The 24,485-nt window shown below is 53.1% G+C and carries 23 protein-coding genes and 1 tRNA gene; 8 read left to right on the top strand and 16 right to left on the bottom strand.

The features are described 5' to 3' along the window. Nucleotides 1-188: 188 nt before the first annotated feature. From rho to trxA, 3 genes are all read right to left on the bottom strand, one after another. Nucleotides 189-1,448 carry a transcription termination factor Rho gene (gene rho, locus OGV94_RS01005; RefSeq protein WP_002437993.1) on the bottom strand — a complete coding sequence of 420 codons (1,260 nt, stop codon included), beginning with the start codon at nucleotides 1,446-1,448 and terminating at the stop codon, nucleotides 189-191. An 87-nt stretch (nucleotides 1,449-1,535) separates the two neighbouring features. Next, nucleotides 1,536-1,655 carry a rho operon leader peptide gene (locus tag OGV94_RS01000; protein ID WP_072033422.1) on the bottom strand — a complete coding sequence of 40 codons (120 nt, stop codon included), beginning with the start codon at nucleotides 1,653-1,655 and terminating at the stop codon, nucleotides 1,536-1,538. A 130-nt stretch (nucleotides 1,656-1,785) separates the two neighbouring features. Continuing rightward, on the bottom strand, nucleotides 1,786-2,115 hold the full coding sequence (gene trxA, locus OGV94_RS00995) for a thioredoxin TrxA (protein WP_001280776.1): 330 nt from the start codon (nucleotides 2,113-2,115) through the stop codon (nucleotides 1,786-1,788). Nucleotides 2,116-2,258: 143 nt separating this feature from the next. On the opposite strand from trxA, the gene rhlB reads away from it, so the two are divergent. Then, nucleotides 2,259-3,527, top strand: a complete 1,269-nt coding sequence (gene rhlB, locus OGV94_RS00990) for an ATP-dependent RNA helicase RhlB (RefSeq protein WP_003829013.1) — start codon at nucleotides 2,259-2,261, stop codon at nucleotides 3,525-3,527. A gap of 136 nt (nucleotides 3,528-3,663) precedes the next feature. Continuing rightward, nucleotides 3,664-5,145, top strand: coding sequence for a guanosine-5'-triphosphate,3'-diphosphate diphosphatase (gene gppA / locus OGV94_RS00985; protein WP_193145745.1), 1,482 nt, complete (start codon nucleotides 3,664-3,666; stop codon nucleotides 5,143-5,145). A 44-nt stretch (nucleotides 5,146-5,189) separates the two neighbouring features. On the opposite strand, the gene rep is transcribed toward gppA, so the two are convergent. The 4 genes from rep to OGV94_RS00965 form a co-directional block, all read right to left on the bottom strand. Then, nucleotides 5,190-7,211, bottom strand: a complete 2,022-nt coding sequence (gene rep / locus OGV94_RS00980; protein ID WP_016157836.1) for a DNA helicase Rep — start codon at nucleotides 7,209-7,211, stop codon at nucleotides 5,190-5,192. 103 nt (nucleotides 7,212-7,314) lie between these two features. Next, nucleotides 7,315-8,043 (bottom strand): nicotinamide riboside transporter PnuC, encoded by a 729-nt coding sequence (pnuC, locus tag OGV94_RS00975; protein WP_043018970.1) that lies wholly within the window; start codon nucleotides 8,041-8,043, stop codon nucleotides 7,315-7,317. After that, a complete protein-coding gene (locus OGV94_RS00970) occupies nucleotides 8,043-8,792 on the bottom strand; it encodes a nucleoside phosphorylase (RefSeq protein ID WP_047407645.1) in 750 nt (249 codons plus the stop codon). The genes pnuC and OGV94_RS00970 overlap by 1 nt, the downstream gene beginning before the upstream one ends. A 25-nt stretch (nucleotides 8,793-8,817) precedes the next feature. Continuing rightward, the gene (locus OGV94_RS00965) at nucleotides 8,818-9,522 is read right to left on the bottom strand and encodes a Crp/Fnr family transcriptional regulator (RefSeq protein WP_286522176.1); all 705 of its coding nucleotides are present in this window, start codon (nucleotides 9,520-9,522) and stop codon (nucleotides 8,818-8,820) included. Nucleotides 9,523-9,716: 194 nt separating this feature from the next. Here OGV94_RS00965 and ppiC (OGV94_RS00960) point away from each other — a divergent pair, with 194 nt between their 5' ends. Beyond that, nucleotides 9,717-9,998, top strand: coding sequence for a peptidylprolyl isomerase PpiC (gene ppiC, locus OGV94_RS00960; RefSeq protein ID WP_043018967.1), 282 nt, complete (start codon nucleotides 9,717-9,719; stop codon nucleotides 9,996-9,998). A gap of 49 nt (nucleotides 9,999-10,047) precedes the next feature. Next, the gene (gene ppiC, locus OGV94_RS00955) at nucleotides 10,048-10,329 is read left to right on the top strand and encodes a peptidylprolyl isomerase PpiC (RefSeq protein ID WP_003017999.1); all 282 of its coding nucleotides are present in this window, start codon (nucleotides 10,048-10,050) and stop codon (nucleotides 10,327-10,329) included. A gap of 52 nt (nucleotides 10,330-10,381) precedes the next feature. Here the strand turns inward: ppiC (OGV94_RS00955) and ilvC are convergent, their stop codons facing one another. Next, nucleotides 10,382-11,857 (bottom strand): ketol-acid reductoisomerase, encoded by a 1,476-nt coding sequence (gene ilvC, locus OGV94_RS00950; protein WP_087052400.1) that lies wholly within the window; start codon nucleotides 11,855-11,857, stop codon nucleotides 10,382-10,384. A gap of 153 nt (nucleotides 11,858-12,010) precedes the next feature. Here ilvC and ilvY point away from each other — a divergent pair, with 153 nt between their 5' ends. Further along, nucleotides 12,011-12,913 (top strand): HTH-type transcriptional activator IlvY, encoded by a 903-nt coding sequence (ilvY, locus tag OGV94_RS00945; RefSeq protein ID WP_032938443.1) that lies wholly within the window; start codon nucleotides 12,011-12,013, stop codon nucleotides 12,911-12,913. A gap of 175 nt (nucleotides 12,914-13,088) precedes the next feature. Continuing rightward, nucleotides 13,089-14,282, top strand: a complete 1,194-nt coding sequence (gene fabV / locus OGV94_RS00940; RefSeq protein ID WP_043018963.1) for an enoyl-ACP reductase FabV — start codon at nucleotides 13,089-13,091, stop codon at nucleotides 14,280-14,282. A gap of 63 nt (nucleotides 14,283-14,345) precedes the next feature. On the opposite strand, the gene ilvA is transcribed toward fabV, so the two are convergent. From ilvA to ilvL, 6 genes are all read right to left on the bottom strand, one after another. Next, nucleotides 14,346-15,890, bottom strand: coding sequence for a threonine ammonia-lyase, biosynthetic (gene ilvA / locus OGV94_RS00935; RefSeq protein ID WP_043019012.1), 1,545 nt, complete (start codon nucleotides 15,888-15,890; stop codon nucleotides 14,346-14,348). A 5-nt stretch (nucleotides 15,891-15,895) separates the two neighbouring features. Further along, nucleotides 15,896-17,746, bottom strand: coding sequence for a dihydroxy-acid dehydratase (gene ilvD / locus OGV94_RS00930; RefSeq protein ID WP_047407659.1), 1,851 nt, complete (start codon nucleotides 17,744-17,746; stop codon nucleotides 15,896-15,898). A gap of 159 nt (nucleotides 17,747-17,905) precedes the next feature. Then, nucleotides 17,906-18,835, bottom strand: coding sequence for a branched-chain amino acid transaminase (locus tag OGV94_RS00925; RefSeq protein ID WP_003829030.1), 930 nt, complete (start codon nucleotides 18,833-18,835; stop codon nucleotides 17,906-17,908). Nucleotides 18,836-18,852: 17 nt separating this feature from the next. Next, on the bottom strand, nucleotides 18,853-19,116 hold the full coding sequence (ilvM, locus tag OGV94_RS00920) for an acetolactate synthase 2 small subunit (protein WP_003018017.1): 264 nt from the start codon (nucleotides 19,114-19,116) through the stop codon (nucleotides 18,853-18,855). Next, the gene (gene ilvG, locus OGV94_RS00915) at nucleotides 19,113-20,759 is read right to left on the bottom strand and encodes an acetolactate synthase 2 catalytic subunit (RefSeq protein WP_286522174.1); all 1,647 of its coding nucleotides are present in this window, start codon (nucleotides 20,757-20,759) and stop codon (nucleotides 19,113-19,115) included. Before ilvG ends, ilvM begins: the two co-directional genes overlap by 4 nt. Nucleotides 20,760-20,898: 139 nt before the next feature. Beyond that, on the bottom strand, nucleotides 20,899-20,997 hold the full coding sequence (gene ilvL, locus OGV94_RS00910) for an ilv operon leader peptide (RefSeq protein WP_001311244.1): 99 nt from the start codon (nucleotides 20,995-20,997) through the stop codon (nucleotides 20,899-20,901). Between the two features lie 352 nt (nucleotides 20,998-21,349). On the opposite strand from ilvL, the gene OGV94_RS00905 reads away from it, so the two are divergent. Beyond that, nucleotides 21,350-22,870, top strand: coding sequence for a YifB family Mg chelatase-like AAA ATPase (locus tag OGV94_RS00905; protein WP_221922909.1), 1,521 nt, complete (start codon nucleotides 21,350-21,352; stop codon nucleotides 22,868-22,870). Nucleotides 22,871-22,894: 24 nt separating this feature from the next. Here OGV94_RS00905 and maoP read toward each other — a convergent pair whose 3' ends face one another. Continuing rightward, nucleotides 22,895-23,233, bottom strand: a complete 339-nt coding sequence (maoP, locus tag OGV94_RS00900) for a macrodomain Ori organization protein MaoP (protein WP_003018025.1) — start codon at nucleotides 23,231-23,233, stop codon at nucleotides 22,895-22,897. 106 nt (nucleotides 23,234-23,339) lie between these two features. On the opposite strand from maoP, the gene hdfR reads away from it, so the two are divergent. Then, nucleotides 23,340-24,185 (top strand): HTH-type transcriptional regulator HdfR, encoded by an 846-nt coding sequence (hdfR, locus tag OGV94_RS00895; RefSeq protein ID WP_221922910.1) that lies wholly within the window; start codon nucleotides 23,340-23,342, stop codon nucleotides 24,183-24,185. Between the two features lie 99 nt (nucleotides 24,186-24,284). On the opposite strand, the gene OGV94_RS00890 is transcribed toward hdfR, so the two are convergent. Next, nucleotides 24,285-24,360 (bottom strand) — tRNA-Trp (locus OGV94_RS00890). Nucleotides 24,361-24,485: the final 125 nt, after the last annotated feature.

The raw sequence follows: 24,485 nt of genomic DNA, 5'->3' as shown, positions 1-24,485 counted from the left end.
TTATTCAGAAGGGAAACCCGACTTCATATCCAATGGTTTTGTATAATTATCAACCACAAGATACAGATTACGAATCTTTTTCTACTTGTTGGTAAGTCATACCGTATTATCGTTATTGTGTCGTTAAGATTACAGCCATAAAAGCAAAACGCCACGTAAAAACGTGGCGTTTTCAGATGATGCCTGAATCAGGAACGCTTCATCATGTCGAAGAAGTCGTCGTTAGTCTTGGTCATCGCCAGCTTGTTAATGAGGAATTCCATTGCATCGATCTCACCCATCGGATGGATGATTTTACGCAGGATCCACATTTTCTGCAGCTCTTCCTGAGTGGTGAGCAGCTCTTCTTTACGGGTACCGGAACGGTTGTAGTCGATAGCCGGGAAGACGCGTTTTTCCGCAATCTTACGAGAGAGATGCAGTTCCATGTTGCCGGTACCTTTAAACTCTTCGTAGATAACTTCATCCATTTTAGAGCCGGTATCGATCAGCGCAGTGGCGATGATGGTCAGGCTGCCGCCCTCTTCCACGTTACGCGCCGCACCGAAGAAACGCTTCGGACGATGCAGGGCGTTGGCATCCACACCACCGGTCAGAACTTTACCGGAAGCAGGTACCACGGTGTTATAAGCACGCGCCAGACGGGTGATGGAGTCGAGCAGAATGATAACGTCTTTCTTGTGTTCAACCAGACGTTTCGCCTTCTCGATAACCATTTCCGCAACCTGGACGTGACGGGAGGCGGGTTCGTCAAAGGTAGACGCAACCACTTCACCTTTCACCAGACGCTGCATCTCGGTCACTTCTTCCGGACGTTCGTCAATCAGCAGCACCATCAGCACGCAGTCTGGATGGTTGTAAGCAATGCTCTGCGCAATGTTCTGCAGCAGCATGGTTTTACCTGCTTTCGGCGGAGCAACAATCAGACCACGTTGGCCGCGACCGATCGGTGATGCCAGATCCAGTACACGCGCCGTTAAGTCTTCAGTAGAACCGTTACCACGTTCCATACGCAGACGAGAGTTTGCGTGCAGCGGGGTTAAGTTCTCAAAGAGGATTTTGTTACGGGCGTTTTCTGGTTTGTCGTAGTTAACTTCGTTAACTTTCAACAGCGCAAAGTAGCGTTCACCTTCTTTCGGCGGGCGAATCTTACCAGAAATGGTATCACCAGTGCGGAGGTTGAAACGGCGGATTTGGCTGGGAGAAACGTAGATGTCATCAGGACCGGCGAGGTAGGAGCTGTCTGCAGAGCGGAGGAAACCAAATCCATCCTGCAATATCTCCAGCACACCGTCACCAAAGATATCTTCGCCACTCTTTGCGTGCTGCTTCAGGATGGCAAAAATAATGTCCTGCTTGCGCATACGAGCCAGGTTTTCAAGGCCCATATTTTCGCCGAGAGTGATCAGCTCAGAAACCGGCGTATTCTTTAATTCGGTAAGATTCATAATGGTGTGAGTTCTTAAACTTGGGGTAAATCTCGAACTTAATGTTGTGAATGGTATGGCAGGGTCATCCATGCCTGTTTACGGCCATCAACTCATGTCTGTTCGCTGTCTGGTCACAGGAAAGTACACAGAACTGAAACGACAAGACGGATTGAGTGACAAGCCAGGAATCTGTCCACTTCTCGCGCGAGAAACTACGGGAAGTATTGGATATAACTAGATTCAAACTTAATAAGGTATGTTTAATACGAAGTCAACACTAACTTAGCACGACTCAAGTCGGGCGTCCAGTCATCCGAATCATTTCGAAGTATGGTCGCCCGATCATGAGACTTCCTTACGCTAAATTAGCGTCGAGGAATTCTTTCAACTGACCTTTGGACAGTGCGCCGACTTTCGTCGCCGCAACTTCGCCGTTTTTAAACAGCAGCAGGGTCGGGATGCCACGGATACCATACTTCGGCGCGGTGCCTGGGTTTTGGTCAATGTTCAGTTTAGCAACCGTCAGTTTGCCCTGATATTCGTCAGCGATTTCATCCAGAATTGGAGCGATCATTTTGCACGGACCGCACCACTCTGCCCAGAAATCAACAAGGATAGCTCCGTCCGCTTTGAGTACATCCGTGTCAAAACTGTCGTCAGTCAGGTGAATAATTTTATCGCTCATATTAACTCCACAGGAATAAGCCTGGTGCGTTGGTGTACTCTTAATCAACGACGTGTTGATGTAGCATTAACCAACTAAAGGTTGACTTTATTTCACCGGATACGCTTTCGTAAAGCAATAGTAAGCTGATATTCTACCACACTATGAGCAAAACACATTTAACAGAACAGAAGTTTTCCGACTTCGCCCTGCACCCAAAGGTGATAGAAGCCCTTGAAAATAAAGGCTTTCATAACTGCACGCCCATTCAGGCCCTCGCGCTGCCGCTAACGCTGGCAGGTCGTGATGTTGCAGGGCAGGCGCAAACCGGTACCGGAAAAACGATGGCGTTCCTGACGTCAACGTTTCATTATCTTCTCTCTCATCCCGCGATTGCCGATCGCAAGGTGAACCAACCGCGTGCGTTAATTATGGCGCCAACGCGTGAGTTAGCCGTGCAGATCCACGCCGACGCAGAACCACTGGCGCAGACCACCGGTCTGAAATTAGGCCTGGCTTATGGCGGCGACGGTTACGACAAACAGCTGAAAGTGCTGGAAAGCGGCGTCGATATTCTTATCGGCACGACCGGTCGTCTCATCGACTATGCAAAACAGAACCATATTAACCTGGGCGCGATTCAGGTCGTGGTGCTGGATGAAGCCGATCGTATGTACGATCTGGGCTTTATCAAAGATATCCGTTGGCTATTCCGTCGTATGCCGCCAACCACCCAACGTCTGAACATGCTGTTTTCTGCAACTCTCTCTTACCGCGTTCGCGAACTGGCGTTCGAACAGATGAATAACGCCGAGTACGTTGAAGTCGAACCAGAACAGAAGACAGGTCACCGTATTAAAGAAGAGCTCTTCTATCCTTCCAACGAAGAGAAAATGCGTTTACTGCAAACGCTGATTGAAGAAGAGTGGCCAGATCGCGCCATCGTCTTTGCTAACACCAAGCATCGCTGTGAAGATATCTGGGGCAGTCTTGCCGCTGACGGTCATCGCGTCGGTCTGCTGACCGGTGACGTGGCGCAGAAAAAACGTCTGCGTATTCTGGATGAATTCACCCGTGGCGATCTCGACATTCTCGTTGCGACGGATGTCGCCGCGCGTGGTCTGCATATCCCAGCCGTAACGCATGTATTTAACTATGACCTGCCGGATGACTGTGAAGATTACGTTCACCGTATCGGTCGTACCGGACGCGCAGGAGCAAGCGGTCACTCTATCAGCCTGGCCTGTGAAGAATACGCGCTGAATTTACCCGCAATCGAGACCTATATCGGCCACTCGATCCCGGTCAGCAAGTACAACCCGGATGCGCTGATGACCGATCTGCCGAAGCCATTACGCTTAACGCGTCCACGCACAGGCAATGGCCCACGCCGTACCGGTGGTGCTCCGCGTAATCGTCGTCGTTCAGGTTAAGAAAAGTTATGCCATACACAAAATCATTCAGCCTGTATCAAGGCGGCAAGAAAACGAATCCCGATGAGCTTACTTTAGTAAGTGATTCGGGTGAGAGAACGCAGCCAACACAGATACAGGTTGAAGGATGAAGTGTATGAATTCTACTTCGCTGTACGCCGCAATCGATTTAGGCTCGAATAGTTTTCATATGCTGGTTGTACGCGAGGTGGCGGGAAGCATTCAGACGCTTACGCGTATTAAACGCAAGGTGCGTCTGGCCGCTGGGCTCAACAGCGACAACGTTCTTTCCGTTGAAGCCATGGAGCGCGGCTGGCAATGCCTGCGCCTGTTTGCTGAACGTCTGCAGGATATCCCTCAGCCGCAAATACGCGTGGTTGCAACAGCAACATTACGCATCGCGGTAAACGCCGATGAGTTTATCGCCAAAGCGCAGGAGATCCTCGGCTGTCCTGTACAAGTTATCAGCGGTGAAGAAGAAGCGCGCCTGATTTATCAAGGTGTTGCCCACACCACTGGCGGTGCCGATCAGCGTCTGGTCGTCGACATTGGTGGGGCCAGCACTGAGCTGGTTACCGGTTCTGGCGCGCAAACCACTTCCCTGTTCAGCCTGTCAATGGGCTGCGTCACCTGGCTCGAACGCTATTTCACCGATCGTAATCTGGCACAGGAAAACTTTGACGAGGCCGAGAAAGCCGCTCGCGAAGTTCTGCGCCCGGTCGCCGACAAACTGCGTTTTCATGGCTGGAAAGTTTGCGTTGGTGCCTCTGGCACCGTCCAGGCGTTACAGGAAATCATGATGGCGCAGGGTATGGATGAGCGCATTACGTTGGCCAAACTTCAGCAGCTCAAACAGCGCGCCATCCATTGTGGTCGTCTGGAAGAGCTGGAAATCGAAGGGTTAACGCTGGAACGCGCGCTGGTTTTTCCCAGCGGGTTGGCCATTCTGATCGCTATTTTCACCGAACTGAATATTCAGTGCATGACTCTGGCCGGCGGCGCACTTCGTGAAGGTTTGGTCTACGGTATGCTGCACTTGCCGGTTGATCAGGACATTCGCAGCCGTACGCTGCGTAATATTCAGCGTCGATTTATGGTCGATACCGATCAGGCGAATCGCGTCACGCAGTTGGCTGTTCATTTGCTCGAACAGGTGAAAGATGAGTGGCATCTTGAAGCCATTAGTCGCGAACTGCTGCAAAGTGCCAGTCAACTGCATGAGATAGGGCTGAGCGTGGAGTATAAGCAGGCACCGCTGCACGCCGCCTGGCTGGTACGTAATCTCGATCTCCCGGGCTTCACTCCCGCGCAGAAAAAACTGTTAGCCACGCTGTTGCTCAACCAGACCAACCCGGTCGACCTCTCTTCGCTCCACCAGCAAAACGCGGTGCCACCGCGCATCGCGGAGCACCTTTGCCGTTTACTACGCCTGGCGATCATCTTCGCCGCTCGTCGTCGCGACGATTTAGTGCCACATATCACCCTGCAAGCTCAGGATGAGAATCTGACGCTAACGCTGCCGGAAGGCTGGCTGGAACATCATCCATTAGGTACAGAGCTGATCGATCAGGAAATACAGTGGCAAAGCTATGTCCACTGGCCGCTGGAAGTGCGTTAGTACTGGCTGCCGGATGGCGCTTACGCTTATCCGGCCTCCAAATATTACTTCTCTTTGGCTTTCGCCATCATTGCCCGAATATTAGCGATGCTGGCCTGCCCTTTTTGCATCCGCTCCTCGGCGCTGACCACTTTACGCTCCTGTTCCCAGATAACGTCATCCTGCGGCAGTTCCAACAGGAAACGGCTCGGTTCCGGTCGCACCAGCTCACCGTACTGGCGACGTTCTTTACACAGCGTGAAGATAAGTTCTTTCTGCGCACGCGTAATTCCGACGTAAGCCAGACGACGCTCTTCATCGATGTTATCTTCATCGATGCTGCTCTGGTGCGGCAAAAATCCTTCTTCCATTCCCACCATAAATACGTACGGGAACTCCAGTCCTTTTGAAGCGTGCAGCGTCATTAACTGCACCTGATCCAGCTCTTCCTCGCTCTCTCCGCGCTCCATCATGTCGCGCAGGGTAAAGCGGGTAACGACCTGAGTCAGTGTCATTGGCTCTTCCAGTTCACTGCCTTCCAGCATCTCCGTCATCCAACTGAACAGCGTGTTGACGTTTTTCATACGCATTTCAGCCGCTTTCGGGCTCGGCGAGGTTTCATACAGCCAGGATTCGTAATCAATGCCATGGATCAGATCGCGCACGGCGGCAACCGGCTCGCGCTCCGCCAGGCGTTGAATTTCACCCAGCCAGTGCGTAAAGCGGGTCAGAGAATCATACCCGCGCCCGGTCAGCGTTTGGCTAAGCCCCATATCAAAGCTGGCGGTAAACAGGCTTTTATTACGCGTCATCGCCCATTCCCCCAGCTTTTGCAGCGTGGCCGGGCCGATTTCACGCTTTGGCGTGTTTACGATGCGCAAAAATGCGCTGTCGTCATCCGGGTTGCTCAACACGCGCAGGTAAGCCAGCAGATCTTTAATCTCCGGGCGCGAGAAGAACGACGTCCCGCCGGAAATTTTGTACGGGATGCGGTTCTGCATCAGAAACTTTTCGAACACGCGCGACTGATGGTTGCCGCGATACAGGATGGCGTAGTCTTTATATTGCGTCTTGTTCACAAAGTGATGGGCAATTAATTCCCCGGTCACTCGTTCTGCTTCATGCTCTTCATTATTTGCGCTCAGCACCTTCAGCTCAGCACCGTAGCCCAGCTCAGAAAAGAGCCGCTTTTCAAAGACGTGTGGGTTGTTCGCAATGAGGATGTTCGCCGCCTTCAGGATACGCCCTGATGAGCGATAGTTTTGCTCCAGCTTCACCACCTGCAGCGCTGGAAAATCTTTGCTCAGCAGTACCAGGTTCTGCGGACGTGCGCCACGCCAGGAATAGATCGACTGATCGTCATCGCCCACGACGGTGAAGCGCGCGCGTTTTCCTACCAGCAATTTCACCAGCTCGTACTGGCTGGTGTTGGTATCCTGATATTCATCCACCAGCAGGTAGCGGATTCGATTTTGCCAGCGCTCGCGCACCTCTTCATTACGCTGCAGCAGCAGCGTCGGCAGCAGAATCAGATCGTCAAAATCGAGGACGTTACACGCCTTCATGTGTGCGTCATACAGACCATAGCAGTGGGCAAAAATACGATCGCGTTCACCCTTTGCGCTGGCTGCCGCCTGCGCCGGGGTCATCAGATCGTTTTTCCAGTTGGAGATCGTCGAGATCAGCTGTTGGAGGATAAGCTTGTCGTCTTCGATTAGCCCTTCAGTCAGTTCCTTAAGCAGGGCCACCTGGTCGGTATCATCAAACAACGAGAAGTTCGACTTCATCCCCAGCGCCGCATATTCACGCTTAATGACATCCAATCCCAGAGTGTGGAAAGTGGAGATCATCAATCCGCGTGCCTCTTTACGACCCAGCGTTTGCGCCACACGCTCTTTCATCTCGCGCGCAGCCTTATTGGTAAAAGTTACGGCCGCAATATGTCGTGCCTGATAGCCACATTCACGAATCAGATGGGCGATTTTGTTAGTGATAACACGCGTCTTGCCGGAACCCGCACCCGCCAGCACCAGGCAAGGTCCGGTGACGAATTCGACGGCTTGTTGTTGTCCGGGGTTCAAACGCATAAAGGATTGCTCAATCTGTAAACACGGGGAGATGGATTGTAGCAGAAAGAGGGAGAGAAAGAGTAACGGGCTACCCGTGCGGGTAGCCAGAAAATCGGGTCAATCAGGAAACAGTCGCGGCAAGCGGTGTAGAGCCGTTTCGCTGCGCACTCTTGATCCAGCTATACGATCCCATCACCGCAATCACCGTCAGCAGGACATACTCAAGCGACATGGCGTAAACGCCCTGCACCGCGTAAATAACCACGCTAATCAAATCGATAAGTACCCACAGCAGCCAGTTTTCGACGAACTTGCGCGTCATCAGGACCATGGCCGCAATCGACAATACCAGCATGGTGGAATCCCAGAACGGGAAGGCATCGGGCTGGAGGTCAGGCATAGCGACCTGCATACCAAATGTTTGCAGCAGGGCAATCATGATGCGGGTGAGCGCCGCAAACACCGGGTCGATAAACAGCGTCATCAGAACAATCGCCACCGCACAAACGCCGCCTAATGCCAGGGTTTGCTGACGGGAAAGCCAGCGTACTTTGAGCGCAGCTTCCTGCGCCTCGTTTTGTCGACTCCATGCATACCAACCGTAAATGTTAGCGGCGAAGAAAAACACCTGTAGCAACAAGCTGGCATAGAGCTGAATCTGGAAAAAGATTGCCGCAAACAGCGTGACGTTAATCAGGCCAAACAGGTAATTGATGATTTTTTCCCTGCTGGCGCACCAGATACATAGCAGACCGAATACGGTACCAATGGCTTCAATCCACGATAGCGCATAGCCGCCTTGGCCGAGAGGAATGTTGACCATCACATTGTTAATGCTGAAAAAATCCATCACTGACCTCCTGGCTGACTAGCGGAATAAATGGCGCGTAGCGCCAGGGTAATTTGCCGTTCTTCACCCTGCTGACACAGCGCGTCCTGCTGGACATAATCATTGATACTGCTATCCAGACAACCGTTGTGGGCAACCACCACGTTGAGTAATGACGCCGTACGTAACCCGCGCAGCGCGCCGATGGTCATCAAAGCGGCGCTCTCCATATCCGCGCCCAGAACGCCGAGCGCCGACCACTGCGCATCCAGTTCCGTTTCCCGGTCGGTATAAAAACTATCGTGGCTACGCACCAGGCCACACGCGGCGGGAATATTCATCTGGCGCGCCTGCGCCATCAGTTCCCAGGTTAACTGCGGGTCGGCGCAGGCCGGATAGCCCGCAGGCGCATAGGTACGGCTGGTCCCGTCATCCGTTACCGCGGCATGGGCGATAATCACGTCGCCGAGCGCAAGATTATCCTGCAATGCCCCACAACTGCCGATACGAATCAGGGTCGTTACGCCGATCTGACGCAGTTCTTCAATAGCAATCGCAGTAGACGGCCCACCGATTCCGGTAGAGAGCACCAAAATCTCAACACCCTGATACCAACCTCGCGCGGCGCGAAATTCGCGGTTTTGACCAAGCGGTTCTGGGTTATCAAGAAAATTGGCGATGCGATCGACCCGCAACGGATCACCCGGAAGTAGCGCATAGCGTGCGCCGGTCATCTCCTTGCTTAACTGGATATGGGGTTGCAGCGACATTCTCCCGCCTCCTTCACTCTTGCGGTTATCCGATATCAGCCTCCCGCTTTAATTTTTCAGGGGCTGACAACACAATACTTTCACCATCGGTATCAATAATCTGTAACGCTTTCAGGTCATGTAAAATACGGTTAATACTGCGTGTCGTCGCCGCCAGTTCCTGGCTGAGATTAAGCTTATCCAGCAAGATTTCATTCGTTCCATCTTGTTGATAACGCAGCCATAACGCCTGACACACTCGCTGATGCAGCGAGTAAAGATTGTCACTGCTGGCCTTTTTTGACAGCTGATAATATTGCTGACTAAAGAAGCGCAGCATCCGCTGGTTAAAATGGTTATCTAAGGCCAGCCAGCGGCAAAAATATTCCTGCGACAAACTCAGGAGCTGCACATGCCCTACCGCCACCACCGAACAGATGTAATGACGCGACTCAAAGATCTCGAGCTCACCCAGCATGTCGCCTTTCTGGTAGCGGGCCTGACGATAACGACGTCCATCTTCAGCCTCATAGAACACATCCACTTCACCGGAAATAATCAGCGAAAAGCGCTGACACATTTCCCCCTGTCGGCAAATAAAGGCTCCGCGCTGGCGCTCTTCAAAACGCCATCGCTGTATGATTTCCAGAGGGCAATATTTCAGTAATTCGTAGAGCTGTGGATCGCCAACAATATCACTAAGCCTGGAAAGCCAGCCGACTGAAAATTCAGGTTTTTTCATTGTATCCATGTTATCTCGCTCCACGGCTTCAGGGACAGGACGGCTGTCCCCGGCAGGAAGGAATAGGGCAGATAAAAGTGTCGCTTATCTCCCGCTTCCATACATCAGGCGAGACATCTGTCCCGCGATGGCGAAGAGTATATGTTCACGGCGAAGGCGGGTGATAAAGTAACAGGACATCTTTGAGACATGAGAACAAAATAATGGCTAAGCACGCGGCAGCCCTGCATATCCTGGTAAAAGAAGAAAAACTGGCGCTGGAGATCCTAAGCAAGCTGGATCGCGGTATTAGCTTCGATCACCTGGCAAAACGCTACTCTCGTTGTCCATCCGGGCGTAACGGTGGCGATCTGGGTGAATTCAAACAGGGGATGATGGTGGGACCATTTGATGCCGCCGTATTTAGTTGCCCACTACTTAAACCTTACGGGCCGGTCAAAACCAAATTTGGCTATCACATCATCAAGGTGCTGTATCGCCGATAAGCCATGCTAAAATCGCCAGCCTTACTGACTCCCTTTTGAAGGCACGATCATGGCAAAAACAGCAGCAGCAGTGCATATCCTTGTAAAAGAAGAGAAACTGGCACTGGATCTTCTGGAACAGATTAAAAACGGCGCCGACTTCGGCAAGCTGGCGAAGAAACATTCCATCTGCCCATCAGGCAAACGCGGCGGTGATTTAGGCGAATTCCGCCAGGGCCAGATGGTTCCGGCGTTCGACAAAGTGGTCTTTTCCTGCCCTGTGCTGGAGCCAACCGGCCCGCTGCACACTCAGTTCGGTTACCACATCATTAAAGTGCTGTACCGTAACTAATAGAAAGCCCGGTGTTTAAACACCGGGCTTTTTTTGCCGGATGGCGCTTCGCTTATCCAGCGACTGCAATACGTTTCATATCAGTCATGTAGCCACGCAGTTTCTGGCCCACTTTCTCGATAGCATGGCCGCGAATTGCGTCATTCACGTCGCGCAGTTGCGCGTTATCTACCGCGCCTTCGGCAATCGCTTTACCCAGATCGCCGGTCTGCAGGGTGGTCATGAACTCTTTCAGCAGCGGTACGCAAGCGTAAGAGAACAGGTAGTTACCGTATTCGGCGGTATCGGAGATAACCACGTTCATTTCGTACAGACGCTTACGGGCGATGGTGTTGGCGATCAGCGGCAGCTCGTGCAGTGATTCGTAGTAAGCGGATTCTTCGATGATGCCGGAATCCACCATAGTTTCGAACGCCAGCTCAACGCCCGCTTTCACCATCGCGATCATCAGCACGCCTTTATCAAAGTACTCCTGCTCGCCGATTTTGCCTTCATACTGCGGAGCGGTTTCGAACGCGGTTTTGCCGGTTTCTTCACGCCAGGTCAGCAGTTTCTTATCGTCGTTAGCCCAGTCAGCCATCATGCCGGAAGAGAATTCGCCGGAGATGATGTCATCCATGTGTTTCTGGAACAGCGGCGCCATGATCTCTTTCAGCTGTTCGGACAGCGCGTAAGCACGCAGTTTCGCCGGGTTAGACAGACGGTCCATCATCAGGGTGATACCGCCCTGCTTCAGCGCTTCGGTGATGGTTTCCCAGCCGAACTGAATCAGTTTTTCCGCATAAGCCGGGTCGGTGCCTTCTGCCACCAGCTTGTCGAAGCACAGCAGAGAACCGGCCTGCAGCATACCGCACAGGATAGTCTGCTCGCCCATCAGGTCAGATTTCACTTCCGCAACGAAAGAAGATTCCAGTACGCCCGCACGGTGACCGCCGGTGGCCGCAGCCCAGGCTTTAGCAATCGACATACCTTCGCCTTTCGGATCGTTTTCCGGGTGAACGGCGATCAGCGTCGGAACACCGAAACCACGTTTGTACTCTTCACGCACTTCGGTACCCGGGCATTTCGGCGCTACCATCACCACGGTGATGTCTTTACGGATCTGCTCGCCCACTTCAACGATGTTGAAGCCGTGGGAGTAGCCCAGCGCCGCGCCATCTTTCATCAGCGGCTGTACAGAACGTACAACGTCGGAGTGCTGTTTGTCTGGCGTCAGGTTAACCACCAGGTCAGCCTGCGGGATCAGCTCTTCGTAGGTGCCTACTTTGAAGCCGTTTTCGGTCGCTTTACGCCAGGAAGCGCGCTTCTCAGCAATCGCTTCTTTACGCAGGGCGTAGGAGATATCCAGACCGGAGTCACGCATGTTCAGGCCCTGATTCAGACCCTGAGCGCCACAGCCGACGATGACCACTTTTTTACCCTGAAGGAAGCTCGCGCCGTCGGCGAATTCGTCGCGGCCCATAAAGCGACATTTACCCAGCTGTGCCAGCTGCTGGCGCAGGTTCAGTGTATTAAAGTAGTTAGCCATGATGGTGTACTCCGTGATGTTGTGTGTCTTATTGTTCGGTTCGCGTTTCAGCGAGAATAGACTCACATTACAACAGGAAATTTATTGCGGAAATTGATATATTCACAACGTCACGTTGCAATATCTGCAACGTCAAAATAAAGAGGTTCGCCGGTGGATTTACGCGATCTGAAAATGTTCCTGCATCTGGCGGAAAGCCGCCACTTTGGCCGCAGCGCGCGGGCGATGCACGTCAGTCCCTCCACGCTCTCCAGGCAGATTCAGCGGCTGGAAGAAGATCTCGGGCAGCCGCTGTTTGTGCGCGATAACCGCACGGTCACGCTGACTGAAGCCGGTGAAGAGCTGCGGGTGTTTGCCCAGCAGACGCTGTTGCAGTACCAGCAGTTACGCCACACCCTTGACCAGCAGGGGCCGTCGCTATCCGGCGAACTGCATATTTTCTGCTCGGTAACTGCCGCCTACAGCCATCTGCCACCTATTCTCGATCGTTTCCGCGCCGAGCATCCATCGGTGGAAATTAAGCTCACCACTGGCGACGCCGCCGATGCGATGGACAAAGTGGTCACCGGTGAGGCCGATCTGGCGATTGCCGGTAAGCCCGAAACGCTGCCCGGCGCGGTGGCGTTCTCGATGCTGGAGAATCTGACGGTCGTACTGATCGCCCCGGCGCTGCCCTGCCCGGTGCGTAATCAGGTTTCGGTCGAAAAGCCAGACTGGTCGACGGTGCCGTTTATTATGGCCGATCAGGGTCCGGTACGCCGCCGCATCGAGCTGTGGTTCCGCCGTCACAAAATCAGCAACCCATCGATTTACGCCACGGTGGGTGGCCACGAAGCGATGGTTTCAATGGTGGCGCTGGGCTGCGGCGTAGCGCTGCTGCCGGAAGTGGTGCTGGAAAACAGCCCGGAGCCAGTACGTAATCGCGTGATGATTTTAGAGCGCAGTGACGAAAAAACACCGTTCGAACTGGGCGTCTGCGCGCCGAAAAAGCGGCTGCATGAACCACTGATCGATGCGTTCTGGAAAATTGTTCTGGAACGTAAATCCGCCGAGTAACGCCAGCGTCAGGCCTAAAATCAGTGGTAGATTCAGTATTGGCGCTCCTTTTCTGTATAATGTCCCGTGCCATAATAGATGTGGGGGGCTTGTTAACCATCACGTTTAGCAAGCCAGAACAGACGGTGTCATTGCGCACTTGACAGCGAAAATACAAACTTAATTAGCCATCATTATGATAATCAAACCAAAAATTCGTGGATTCATCTGTACAACGACCCATCCGACTGGCTGCAAAGTCAATGTGGAAAAACAGATCGATTATGTGAAGAAAAACGGGAAAATCGCTAACGGCCCTTCCCGCGTGCTGGTCATCGGTGCTTCCACCGGTTACGGCCTTGCTTCCAGAATTTCCGCCGCGTTCGGCAGCGGTGCCGCCACTATCGGCGTATTTTTCGAAAAACCGGGCACGGACACCAAACCAGGTTCCGCGGGCTGGTATAACTCGGCGGCTTTTGATGAAGCAGCCAAGCGTGAAGGTCTGTATTCCAAAAGCATCAACGGCGACGCGTTTTCCGATGAGTGCCGCGACGAAGTGATCAAACTGATCAAAGAAGACCTGGGTCAGATTGACCTGGTGGTTTACTCACTGGCTTCCCCGGTGCGTAAAATGCCGAAAACCGGTGAAGTCGTCCGTTCTGCGCTGAAGCCAATCGGTGAGGTTTACACCTCTAAAGCGATCGATACCAACAAAGATCAGATCATCACCGCCAGCATTGAGCCGGCAACCGAAGAAGAAGTTCAGAACACCGTTACCGTGATGGGCGGCGAAGACTGGGAACTGTGGATGGGCGCGCTGAGTGAAGCAGGCGTGCTGGCTGACGGCGTGAAAACCGTAGCCTACTCCTACATCGGTACCGACCTGACCTGGCCAATCTACTGGCACGGCGCGCTGGGCAAAGCGAAAGAAGACCTCGATCGCGCGGCGGGTGAACTGCGTAACCAGCTGGCGCCGCTGAACGGTTCCGCTAACGTTGCCGTACTGAAATCCGTCATCACCCAGGCATCTTCTGCGATTCCGGTAATGCCGCTGTACATCTCCATGGTGTTCAAGTTGATGAAAGCGCAGGGGATTCACGAAGGTTGTATCGAGCAGATCAACCGTCTGATGACCACCAGCCTGTATGGCGACAAAGTGGCGCTTGATGATAACCAGCGTATCCGTATGGATGACTGGGAACTGCGTGACGACATTCAGCAGGCATGCCGCGATCTGTGGCCGCTGATCACCACCGAAAACCTGGCGCAAGAAACTGACTATGCAGGTTACAAGCAGGAATTCCTGAACCTGTTCGGTTTTGCCCTCGACGGTGTGGATTACGATGCTGACGTGAATACCGAAGTCGAATTCGACGTCATCACGCTGTAATCTGCTGATACAGTAGCAAAAAGGGTTCATGTAAAAACATGAACCCTTTTTTAATGGCTGCCGCTAACCTGCCAGGAAGAACCTGAACGCCGGGTTATGCGTTTCATCGTGGCAGTCATAGCCCAGTTCATTCAGCCGCGTTTCGAAATCAGGCTCGTGTTCGCCCAGCTCAAACGCCGCCAGTACGCGACCATAATCGGTGCCGTGACTGCGATAGTGGAACAATGAAATATTCCAGTGCGTCCCCAGGGTATGCAGGAATTTGAGCAGCGCTCCCGGAGATTCCGGGAATTCAAAGCTGTAGAGCCGCTCCTGTAAGGGTTTCGACGGACGCCCGCCAACCATATAGCGCACGTGCAGCTTCGCCATTTCATCGTCGGACAGATCCACCACGCTATAGCCTCCCTCGCTGAGCAACTGGAGGATTTCCTTACGCTCTTCCAGCCCACGGCTCAGGCGTACGCCGACAAAAATGCAGGCGTCTTTCGCATCAGCAAAACGGTAGTTAAACTCGGTCACCGAACGGCCACCCAACAGTTGGCAAAACTTCAGGAAGCTGCCCTTTTCTTCCGGAATGGTTACTGCCAGTAAGGCTTCGCGCTGTTCCCCCAGCTCGCAGCGTTCGGAAACGTAGCGCAGGCCGTGGAAGTTAACGTTAGCGCCGGAAAGAACATGCGCCAGACGCTCGCCGCGAATATTATGCTGGGCGATGTATTTTTTCATCCCCGCAAGCGCCAGCGCCCCGGAAGGCTCCGCCACCGCGCGCACGTCTTCGAACAGGTCTTTCATTGCCGCGCAGATAGCATCGCTATCGACGGTGATGATGTCGTCGAGATATTCCTGACACAGGCGGAAGGTCTCATCGCCAATACGTTTCACCGCCACGCCTTCGGCAAAGAGACCCACACGCGGCAGATCCACCGGATGGCCCGCATCCAACGCCGCTTTCAGGCAGGCGGAATCTTCGGCTTCCACGGCAATCACTTTGATTTGCGGCATCAGCTGTTTTATCAGCACCGCCACGCCCGCCGCCAAACCACCGCCGCCAACTGGCACAAAAACGCGGTCAAGGTGAGCATCCTGCTGAAGTAACTCCAGCGCCAGCGTGCCCTGCCCGGCAATCACCATCGGATGATCGAACGGCGGAACCCAGGTAAAACCCTGCTGCTGCGACAATTCAATCGCTTTGGCTTTGGCCTCATCAAAATTCGCGCCGTGCAGCAATACTTCACCGCCGAAGCCGCGAACGGCATCGACTTTGATATCGGCGGTAGCCGTTGGCATGACAATCAGTGCCTTCACACCTAATCGCGCAGAAGAGAACGCGACGCCCTGGGCATGATTACCAGCCGACGCGGTGATGACACCATGCGCTTTTTGCTCTTCGGTCAGGCCCGCCATCATGGCATAGGCTCCGCGCAGCTTAAAGCTGTGAACGGGTTGACGGTCTTCGCGCTTCACCAGAATCACGTTATCGAGGCGCGAAGAGAGTTTTTCCATTTTTTGTAGCGGCGTTACTTGCGCCGCTTCATAAACCGGTGCTCGCAGTACCGCTCTGAGATACTCGGCGCCTTCTGGCGCGCCGGAAAGGGGTTGAGAATCCGCCATGGTCATTATCCCCCGAGTTTCGACTTATCGCGCACCGCGCCTTTGTCGGCGCTGGTAGCCAGGCTGGCGTAGGCGCGCAGTGCAAAGGAGACCTGACGCTGACGATCTTTTGGCGTCCAGGCTTTGTCACCGCGTGCTTCCTGCGCTTCACGGCGCGCAGCGATTTCCGCATCACTCAGTTGCAGTTGAATGCCACGATTCGGGATATCGATGGCAATCATGTCGCCATCTTCGATAATCGCAATATTACCGCCGCTTGCCGCTTCCGGAGAAACGTGACCAATGGAAAGCCCCGAAGTACCGCCGGAGAATCGACCATCGGTTATCAGCGCACAGGCCTTGCCGAGGCCCATCGATTTCAGGAAGGTGGTTGGGTAGAGCATTTCCTGCATGCCCGGCCCGCCTTTCGGCCCTTCGTAGCGAATGACAACCACGTCGCCAGCTACCACTTTACCGCCGAGGATGGCTTCAACCGCATCGTCCTGGCTTTCATACACTTTTGCCGGGCCGGTGAACTTTAGGATGCTGTCATCCACGCCTGCGGTTTTTACGATACAGCCGTTTTCCGCGAAATTACCGTACAGAACTGCCAGTCCGCCGTCTTTGCTATAAGCGTGCTCCAGCGAGCGAATGCACCCTTCAGCGCGGTCATCATCCAGAGAGTCCCAACGGCAGTCCTGTGAGAATGCCTGGGTGGTACGGATGCCGGCCGGGCCTGCGCGGAACATTGTTTTCACCGCGTCGTCTTTGGTCAGCATAACGTCATATTGATCAAGCGTTTGCGGCAAAGTCAGTCCCAGCACGTTTTTCACGTCGCGGTTCAGCAGCCCGGCTCTGTCCAGCTCGCCTAAAATGCCCAATACGCCGCCTGCACGGTGCACGTCTTCCATATGGTATTTCTGCGTACTCGGCGCAACTTTACACAGCTGCGGGACTTTGCGGGACAGCTTATCAATATCACTCATGGTGAAGTCGATTTCCGCTTCCTGCGCGGCCGCCAGCAGGTGCAGAACGGTGTTGGTGGATCCGCCCATGGCGATATCCAGCGTCATAGCGTTCTCAAACGCCGCCTTGCTGGCAATGTTGCGCGGCAGGGCAGAAGCGTCATCCTGCTCGTAGTAGCGTTTGGTCAGCTCGACGATACGTTTACCCGCGTTGAGGAACAGTTCTTTGCGGTCGGCGTGAGTCGCCAACAGCGAACCATTACCCGGCTGCGACAGACCCAGCGCTTCGGTCAGGCAGTTCATCGAGTTGGCGGTGAACATCCCGGAACACGAGCCGCAGGTCGGACAGGCGGAACGCTCAACCTGCTCACTTTGCGAGTCGGAGACTTTCGGGTCAGCGCCCTGAATCATGGCATCAACCAGGTCGAGCTTGATGATTTGATCAGAAAGCTTGGTTTTCCCGGCTTCCATCGGGCCGCCGGAAACAAAGATCACCGGAATATTCAGGCGCAAAGAGGCCATTAACATACCGGGGGTGATTTTGTCGCAGTTGGAAATGCAGACCATCGCATCGGCACAGTGGGCGTTAACCATATACTCCACTGAATCGGCGATCAGCTCGCGCGACGGCAGTGAATACAGCATGCCGCCATGACCCATGGCGATACCATCATCCACAGCAATGGTGTTGAACTCTTTCGCCACGCCGCCTGAGGCTTCGATTTGTTCGGCAACCAGCTTACCGAGATCGCGCAGGTGGACATGACCCGGCACAAACTGGGTAAAGGAGTTCACCACAGCGATAATCGGTTTACCGAAGTCATCATCGGTCATCCCGGTGGCGCGCCACAGCGCGCGGGCACCCGCCATATTGCGGCCGTGAGTGGTGGTGGCAGAACGATACTTAGGCATGCTTGATTAACTCCCGTCTGTCTTTCCCCTGCATACTTCACGCCGCAGGTGCGTTGGCTGCCTCGCTCACCCCAGTCACTTACTAAAGTAAGCTCCAGGGGACTCGCTGCGTTGCCGTCTTCCTGCAACGTGAATTATTTTGGGGAAATATTAATTTTGTTATTGGTTTACTGAATCCAACCAGCCGTATTTATCTTCCGTTTCACCGGTAAAGAGGCCGAAGAAGGCCTGCTGGATGCGTTTGGTGACCGGACCGCAGCGGCCTTCGCCCACCTGGATACCATCGACGCTGCGTACTGGGGTGATTTCGGCTGCGGTACCGGACATGAACACTTCGTCGGCCAGATACAAAGATTCACGAGACAGCACCTGCTCACGCACTTCGATATCGAGATCTTTCGCCAGCTTAATGATCGCGTCACGGGTGATACCCGGTAGCGCGGAAGAGGTAAACGGCGGGGTAAACAGAATGCCGTCTTTTACTTCAAACAGGTTTTCGCCCGCGCCTTCGGAGATGTAGCCATTAACGTCCAGCGCAATGCCTTCCTGATAGCCATGACGACGCGCTTCGCTGCCCACCAGCAGCGAAGACAGGTAGTTACCACCAGCTTTAGCAGCGGTAGGGATAGTGTTCGGCGCAACGCGGTTCCAGGAAGAAACCATCGCGTCGATCCCCTGCTCCAGCGCTTCAGCACCAAGGTAAGCCCCCCACGGGAACGCAGCGATAATCACATCGGTGGTGTATCCCGCTGGCGGGTTAACGCCCATCCCCACGTCGCCAACAAACACCAGCGGACGGATATAGGCGCTGGTCAGATTGTTTTTACGAATCACCTCACGGCAAGCTTCCATCAGCTCATCAACGCTCTGAGAAACCGGAAAACGATAGATCTTGGCTGAATCACGCAGACGCTGCATGTGTTCGCGATGACGGAACACCACCGGCCCTTTGTGAGAATCGTAGCAACGGATGCCTTCAAATACAGAAGTACCGTAATGCAGCGCGTGGGACATCACGTGAACCTTCGCGTCTTCCCAACGAATCATCTCGCCATTAGACCAAATGTAATCAGCTTTTTTCGTCGTCATTTTTCTTCCTTTTGCGCTCAGGCGCGGATTTGTTGTGATGTGGTTGTGCTCTGGCAGATAGCAACATGTGCAACGTCTACCAGTTTACTTAACTGACTAAACAGTAAGTCGACCGACCGGGGGCTGGCAACGGTCAATTCGATATTTATATTCTGCGCATCGCTGGCGGCTTCCATATTCATGGAGCACACCTGAAACCCACGATGGCGTACCACGCGTAAAACGCGTTCTAACGTTTCCGGATTGAAGCGAGCCTCAACGGCGACCTGATGTTGCATCATGATAATTTCTCCAGCATTTCTGAGTTGCTGGCGCCAGGTGGCACCAGAGGCCAGACATTCTCAAGTTCGTCGATTGAGACATGAAGCAGGTATGGCCCCTCGCTGTTCAGCATGGTGTCGAGTGCCGCTTCAACCTGGTCTTTACGGGTGATGTGTTGACCAGGTATGCCGAAGGCGCTGGCCAACATGAGGAAATCGGGGTTATCGGTAAGAGTGGTTTCGCTATAACGTTCCTGGAAAAACAGCTGCTGCCATTGTCGCACCATGCCTAACCGCTGGTTGTCGAGTAAAACTATCTTCAGCGGCAACTGCTTACGTTTTACGGTGCCCAGCTCCTGCACATTCATCATGAAGGAGCCGTCACCGGAGATACAGATTACCGTATCGTTAGGGCGAGCAACCTGCGCACCAACCGCAGCAGGCAGGCCAAAGCCCATCGTACCCAGACCGCTCGACGTGATGAAATTTTCCGGGCGGGTGTAGGTCATATGCTGGGCCGACCACATCTGATGCTGGCCAACATCCGTTGTCACTACGCTGTCCGCTGGTTTGCGATCGGACAACTGCTTTAACAACAATGGCGCATAGATAGCTTCACCTGGATGATCATAGCGCCAGGTATGTTCTGAGCGCAGTTCTGCACTGTGCTGACGCCATGCATCAATCTTCAGCGATTGCTGCAATGCCGGCAGTAGAGAATTTAAATCACCCTGCAGGGCGACGTGCGCCTGGCGCAGTTTGTTCATTTCCGCCGGGTCGATATCCATGTGGATAACGCTGGCGTTCGGTGCGAAGGTATTCAGCTTCCCGGTCACCCGGTCATCAAAACGCGCGCCCACTGCAATCAGTAAATCACACTCTTGCACGGCGAAATTTGCCGCTTTAGTGCCATGCATTCCCAACATGCCCAAATAGTACTGGTAGTCAGCATTTACTGCGCCCAGACCTTTCAGCGTACAGGCGACTGGCATTTGGGTTACGGCGATAAACTCACGCAGGGCCGGGACCGCCTGCGCCATACCAACGCCGCCACCGACGTACAGGATCGGTTTCTGCGCCTGCGCGAGCATTTTACGCGCCTGTTCAACGTCAGCGTGCGGGAAAGCCTCTACGTTTTCGACGGTCGTAAAATACGGCTCCAGCGTACCGCTGGCTAATTGGATGTCTTTCGGGATATCAACCAGAACCGGACCCGGACGACCGGAATTCGCCACGGCGAAAGCCTCAGCCATGATGCGCGGCAGCTCTTCCAGCGACTGCACCAGGAAACTGTGTTTGGTGCAGGACAGCGACATCCCCAGAACATCCACTTCCTGGAACGCATCCGTTCCGATAAAAGGTGATGCCACCTGACCGGTGATCGCTACAACAGGCACAGAATCTAACAGCGCATCAGCAAGGCCCGTGATCAGGTTGGTAGCACCTGGACCGGAAGTTGCGATACAAACGCCGGTTTTACCGGTCGCACGGGCATAGCCAATCGCCGCCATCGCTGCGCCCTGCTCGTGTCGGCACAACAGGTGCTCTACGCCGCCGTCATACAATGCATCGTAAACCGGCATAATTGCGCCACCGGGATAACCAAAGACGGTTTGAACCCCTTGTGCACGCAACGCATGTACCACCCACTGTGCCCCATTCATAGTTACATCCCCGCCGTAAATCTTGAGAAACAGAATTTTATGCTACCGTTCACTTTCTGCTCCTCGTGTATGTTTTTAAGGTCAAAAAAAACCCCCGGACCTTTCGGTGCGGGGGTCTTAGTTCGTTAAGGCTTGTTTTCTAAGCCTTTCCTCGTCCAAGTGCAGCCCCGCACGGTGGGATAATAATCACCACCACGCTAATCACGACCAGGCTAATCACTCGTAGAAGGGCTGTCATTTTTGTATTTTCTTGCATCTTGTTCGAAGGAATACCTAAAGAGTTACCATAGAATTTGCAAATGACACAAGATATTTTTTTATTCGTTTTTCTGACGCCGTTAACGGTTTAGATAAATACCATTGTTTTTTATACAAAAAATCAAAAATGAAAATATTTCACGTTTCAGGCGATTGTCGACATCCCAATCCCCAATAAAAACGCCATTCCAAATCATTTGCGGCCCTCATTCCAGGCTAAATGCAAGCAACGATCTGTTGCACAAAAATACGGGAATCAGCATTTAAAAACCGCAATAACATTAAATCTTGCCGCGATGTATTGCGACATAATGCTTCTATCAGGAGGGATTATGTCACTATCGATTGTTCACACACGCGCCGCGCTGGGCGTGAATGCGCCAGCCATTACTATCGAGGTGCATATCAGCAACGGATTGCCTGGCTTAACCATGGTGGGGCTACCCGAAACGACGGTGAAAGAGGCACGCGACCGGGTACGTAGTGCGATTATAAATAGCGGTTATGAATTCCCGGCGAAGAAAATAACCATAAACCTCGCTCCGGCCGATCTTCCGAAAGAAGGGGGGAGATATGATTTACCTATCGCTGTTGCGCTTCTGGCCGCTTCTGAGCAGCTTACAGCCCACAATCTCGATACCTACGAGCTGGTAGGGGAATTAGCGCTTACAGGCGCATTACGCGGCGTTCCCGGCGCGATATCAAGCGCAACCGAAGCCATTCGTGCAGGCAGGCGAATTATTGTCGCCAAAGAGAACGCCGCTGAAGTTGGACTCATACATGGCGAAGGATGCCTGATCGCCGAACACCTGCAGACCGTATGCGCATTTCTTGAAGGTAAGCACGATTTAGATAAGCCCTCATCCGCAGATTTTACGCCCAACGCATTAGTCGATGATCTGAGCGATGTTATCGGTCAGGAACAGGGTAAACGGGGGCTGGAGCTTACCGCAGCTGGCGGTCACAACCTCTTGCTTATCGGCCCGCCGGGCACAGGCAAGACCATGCTCGCCAGCCGCCTCAGAGGGCTGCTCCCACCACTTAGCAATGATGAAGCACTGGAAAGCGCCGCGATACTCAGTCTGGTCAATTCGGACACAATACAAAAACAGTGGAAGCAACGCCCTTTTCGTTCGCCGCATCACAGTGCTTCATTAACCGCTATGGTCGGTGGAGGCTCAATTCCTGCGCCAGGCGAGATCTCTCTGGCGCATAACGGCATACTGTTTCTGGATGAACTACCCGAGTTTGAGCGACGCACGCTGGATGCGCTGCGCGAACCCATCGAGTCCGGGCAGATCCATCTCTCCCGCACCAGAGCAAAAATAACCTACCCCGCGCGCTTTCAACTCATAGCTGCGATGAATCCAAGCCCGACAGGCCATTATCAGGGAAACCATAACCGCTGTACCCCGGAACAGACGCTGCGTTACCTCAATCGATTGTCAGGTCCATTTCTTGACCGCTTCGATCTCTCCCTCGAAATTCCCTTACCACCGCCTGGCATACTCAGCCAGAGCGCAGCAAAAGGTGAAGATAGCGCCACGGTGAAGCAACGCGTTATGGCAGCACGAGAGCGTCAGTATCAGCGGCAAAATAAGTTAAACGCGCACCTGGGCAGTCAGGATATCCATAAATACTGCGTACTGCGCAGCGACGATGCGCAGTGGCTTGAAGAAACGCTCGCACATCTCGGATTGTCTATCCGCGCCTGGCTGCGCCTGATAAAGGTCGCACGAACAATTGCGGATATCGAACAATGTGATCACATCTCTCGCCAACACTTACAGGAAGCCGTTGGGTACCGGGCGATAGACAGATTACTCATTCATTTGCAGAAACTACTGGCATAAAAAAAGGGCTTTCGCCCTTTTTTCTTAATCATCAGATTCGGTGTAATCTTCTGCACCTTCCACCTGAGGTTTCCCGCCAGACAGCGTGTGGAAGCGTTTTGGACGCTTAATACGCGTCATGTACTTAGACCACACACGTTCAGCTTCGGTAACCGGCTCACGTTCGCCACGACATACCGCAACAAACAGTTTTTCTTCTTCAGTTACCGGCTCACGCTTGCCCAGATCCAGCTCGTTGAAAGCATAACCGTGACGCTCAAGCAGTTGTGCTTCTTTAATGGTGAAATCACCATGACGGGAGAATCCGCGGGGATAATATTTATTATCGAAATATCGATTAGTCGTCGTAAAGCTTTCCGCCATCCTGCACGCTCCTAATTCTTTGGCCGAGCTATTTATGGCGCGGAGTATTAGTTACGCTTGACAGAGCGTCAAACAAAAGATTTAAATCATAACGACAAATAATTTTATGGAGCGAGTTGTGGATACGGAATTGTTAAAAACTTTCCTGGAAGTTAGCCGGACACGCCATTTTGGCAGGGCTGCTGAAGCGCTCTATCTGACCCAATCAGCGGTTAGTTTCCGGATAAGACAACTGGAAAATCAATTGGGTGTAAACCTGTTCACCCGGCACAGAAACAATATCCGTTTAACCGCTGCAGGTGAAAAATTATTGCCTTACGCTGAAACGTTGATGAATACGTGGCAAGCCGCACGTAAGGAAGTCGCGAATACCTCGCGGCATAACGAGTTTTCTATCGGTGCCAGCGCCTCTCTTTGGGAGTGCATGCTTAATGAGTGGTTGAGGCGTTTGTATCAATCTCAGGAGCCACAGTCCAGCCTGCAGTTTGAAGCGAGGATCGCTCAGCGTCAGTCGTTAGTTAAACAGCTTCATGAACGACAGCTTGATCTACTGATTACGACCGAAACACCCAAAATGGACGAATTTAGCAGCCAACTGTTGGGGTATTTCACGCTGGCGCTCTATTGCAGCTCTCCTTCACAAACCAAAGATGAATTGAATTATCTACGCCTGGAATGGGGACCCGATTTTCAACAACACGAAGCGGGATTGATTGCGGGAGATGAAGTGCCGGTACTCACCACCAGTTCGGCAGAATTGGCCAGGCAGCAACTTTCAGTGATTAAGGGCTTTAGCTGGCTTCCCGTGCACTGGGCCAAAACCAAAAGCGATCTCCATACGGTTACCGACAGTACAACGCTTTCACGCCCTTTATATGCAGTTTGGCTACAAAACAGCGATAAACATGGACTGATTTGCGATCTGCTGAGAACGAATATTCTGGAAGATTAAATAAATACGGGCAAGGATGCCGGGAATAAAACAGCAGGAAGGCACAGATCAAATTGCAGGTAAAAAAAAATCCTTAGCAAAAATGCTAAGGATTGTTTCTGGCAGGGGCGGAGAGACTCGAACTCGCGACACCCGGTTTTGGAGACCGGTGCTCTACCAACTGAGCTACGCCCCTAAATTTTCTTATCATTAAGCCTGCTTGGTAGCAGGCTTAATTTTCTAATAAGTGGCGGAACGGACGGGACTCGAACCCGCGACCCCCTGCGTGACAGGCAGGTATTCTAACCAACTGAACTACCG

The organism is Citrobacter sp. Ce006 (genome assembly GCF_030336535.1).
Taxonomy (GTDB): Bacteria; Pseudomonadota; Gammaproteobacteria; order Enterobacterales; family Enterobacteriaceae; genus Citrobacter; species Citrobacter europaeus.
This window is presented reverse-complemented; position numbering and strand designations above follow the sequence as displayed.

Bases quoted from the DNA above. Each gene is read 5' to 3' on its own strand.
- rho (WP_002437993.1), bottom strand. From the start codon at position 1,448: ATGAATCTTACCGAATTAAAGAATACGCCGGTTTCTGAGCTGATCACT.
- trxA (WP_001280776.1), bottom strand. From the start codon at position 2,115: ATGAGCGATAAAATTATTCACCTGACTGACGACAGTTTTGACACGGAT.
- rhlB (WP_003829013.1), top strand. From the start codon at position 2,259: ATGAGCAAAACACATTTAACAGAACAGAAGTTTTCCGACTTCGCCCTG.
- gppA (WP_193145745.1), top strand. From the start codon at position 3,664: ATGAATTCTACTTCGCTGTACGCCGCAATCGATTTAGGCTCGAATAGT.
- rep (WP_016157836.1), bottom strand. From the start codon at position 7,211: ATGCGTTTGAACCCCGGACAACAACAAGCCGTCGAATTCGTCACCGGA.
- pnuC (WP_043018970.1), bottom strand. From the start codon at position 8,043: ATGGATTTTTTCAGCATTAACAATGTGATGGTCAACATTCCTCTCGGC.
- OGV94_RS00970 (WP_047407645.1), bottom strand. From the start codon at position 8,792: ATGTCGCTGCAACCCCATATCCAGTTAAGCAAGGAGATGACCGGCGCA.
- OGV94_RS00965 (WP_286522176.1), bottom strand. From the start codon at position 9,522: ATGGATACAATGAAAAAACCTGAATTTTCAGTCGGCTGGCTTTCCAGG.
- ppiC (WP_043018967.1), top strand. From the start codon at position 9,717: ATGGCTAAGCACGCGGCAGCCCTGCATATCCTGGTAAAAGAAGAAAAA.
- ppiC (WP_003017999.1), top strand. From the start codon at position 10,048: ATGGCAAAAACAGCAGCAGCAGTGCATATCCTTGTAAAAGAAGAGAAA.
- ilvC (WP_087052400.1), bottom strand. From the start codon at position 11,857: ATGGCTAACTACTTTAATACACTGAACCTGCGCCAGCAGCTGGCACAG.
- fabV (WP_043018963.1), top strand. From the start codon at position 13,089: ATGATAATCAAACCAAAAATTCGTGGATTCATCTGTACAACGACCCAT.
- ilvA (WP_043019012.1), bottom strand. From the start codon at position 15,890: ATGGCGGATTCTCAACCCCTTTCCGGCGCGCCAGAAGGCGCCGAGTAT.
- ilvD (WP_047407659.1), bottom strand. From the start codon at position 17,746: ATGCCTAAGTATCGTTCTGCCACCACCACTCACGGCCGCAATATGGCG.
- OGV94_RS00925 (WP_003829030.1), bottom strand. From the start codon at position 18,835: ATGACGACGAAAAAAGCTGATTACATTTGGTCTAATGGCGAGATGATT.
- ilvM (WP_003018017.1), bottom strand. From the start codon at position 19,116: ATGATGCAACATCAGGTCGCCGTTGAGGCTCGCTTCAATCCGGAAACG.
- ilvG (WP_286522174.1), bottom strand. From the start codon at position 20,759: ATGAATGGGGCACAGTGGGTGGTACATGCGTTGCGTGCACAAGGGGTT.
- ilvL (WP_001311244.1), bottom strand. From the start codon at position 20,997: ATGACAGCCCTTCTACGAGTGATTAGCCTGGTCGTGATTAGCGTGGTG.
- OGV94_RS00905 (WP_221922909.1), top strand. From the start codon at position 21,350: ATGTCACTATCGATTGTTCACACACGCGCCGCGCTGGGCGTGAATGCG.
- maoP (WP_003018025.1), bottom strand. From the start codon at position 23,233: ATGGCGGAAAGCTTTACGACGACTAATCGATATTTCGATAATAAATAT.
- hdfR (WP_221922910.1), top strand. From the start codon at position 23,340: ATGGAGCGAGTTGTGGATACGGAATTGTTAAAAACTTTCCTGGAAGTT.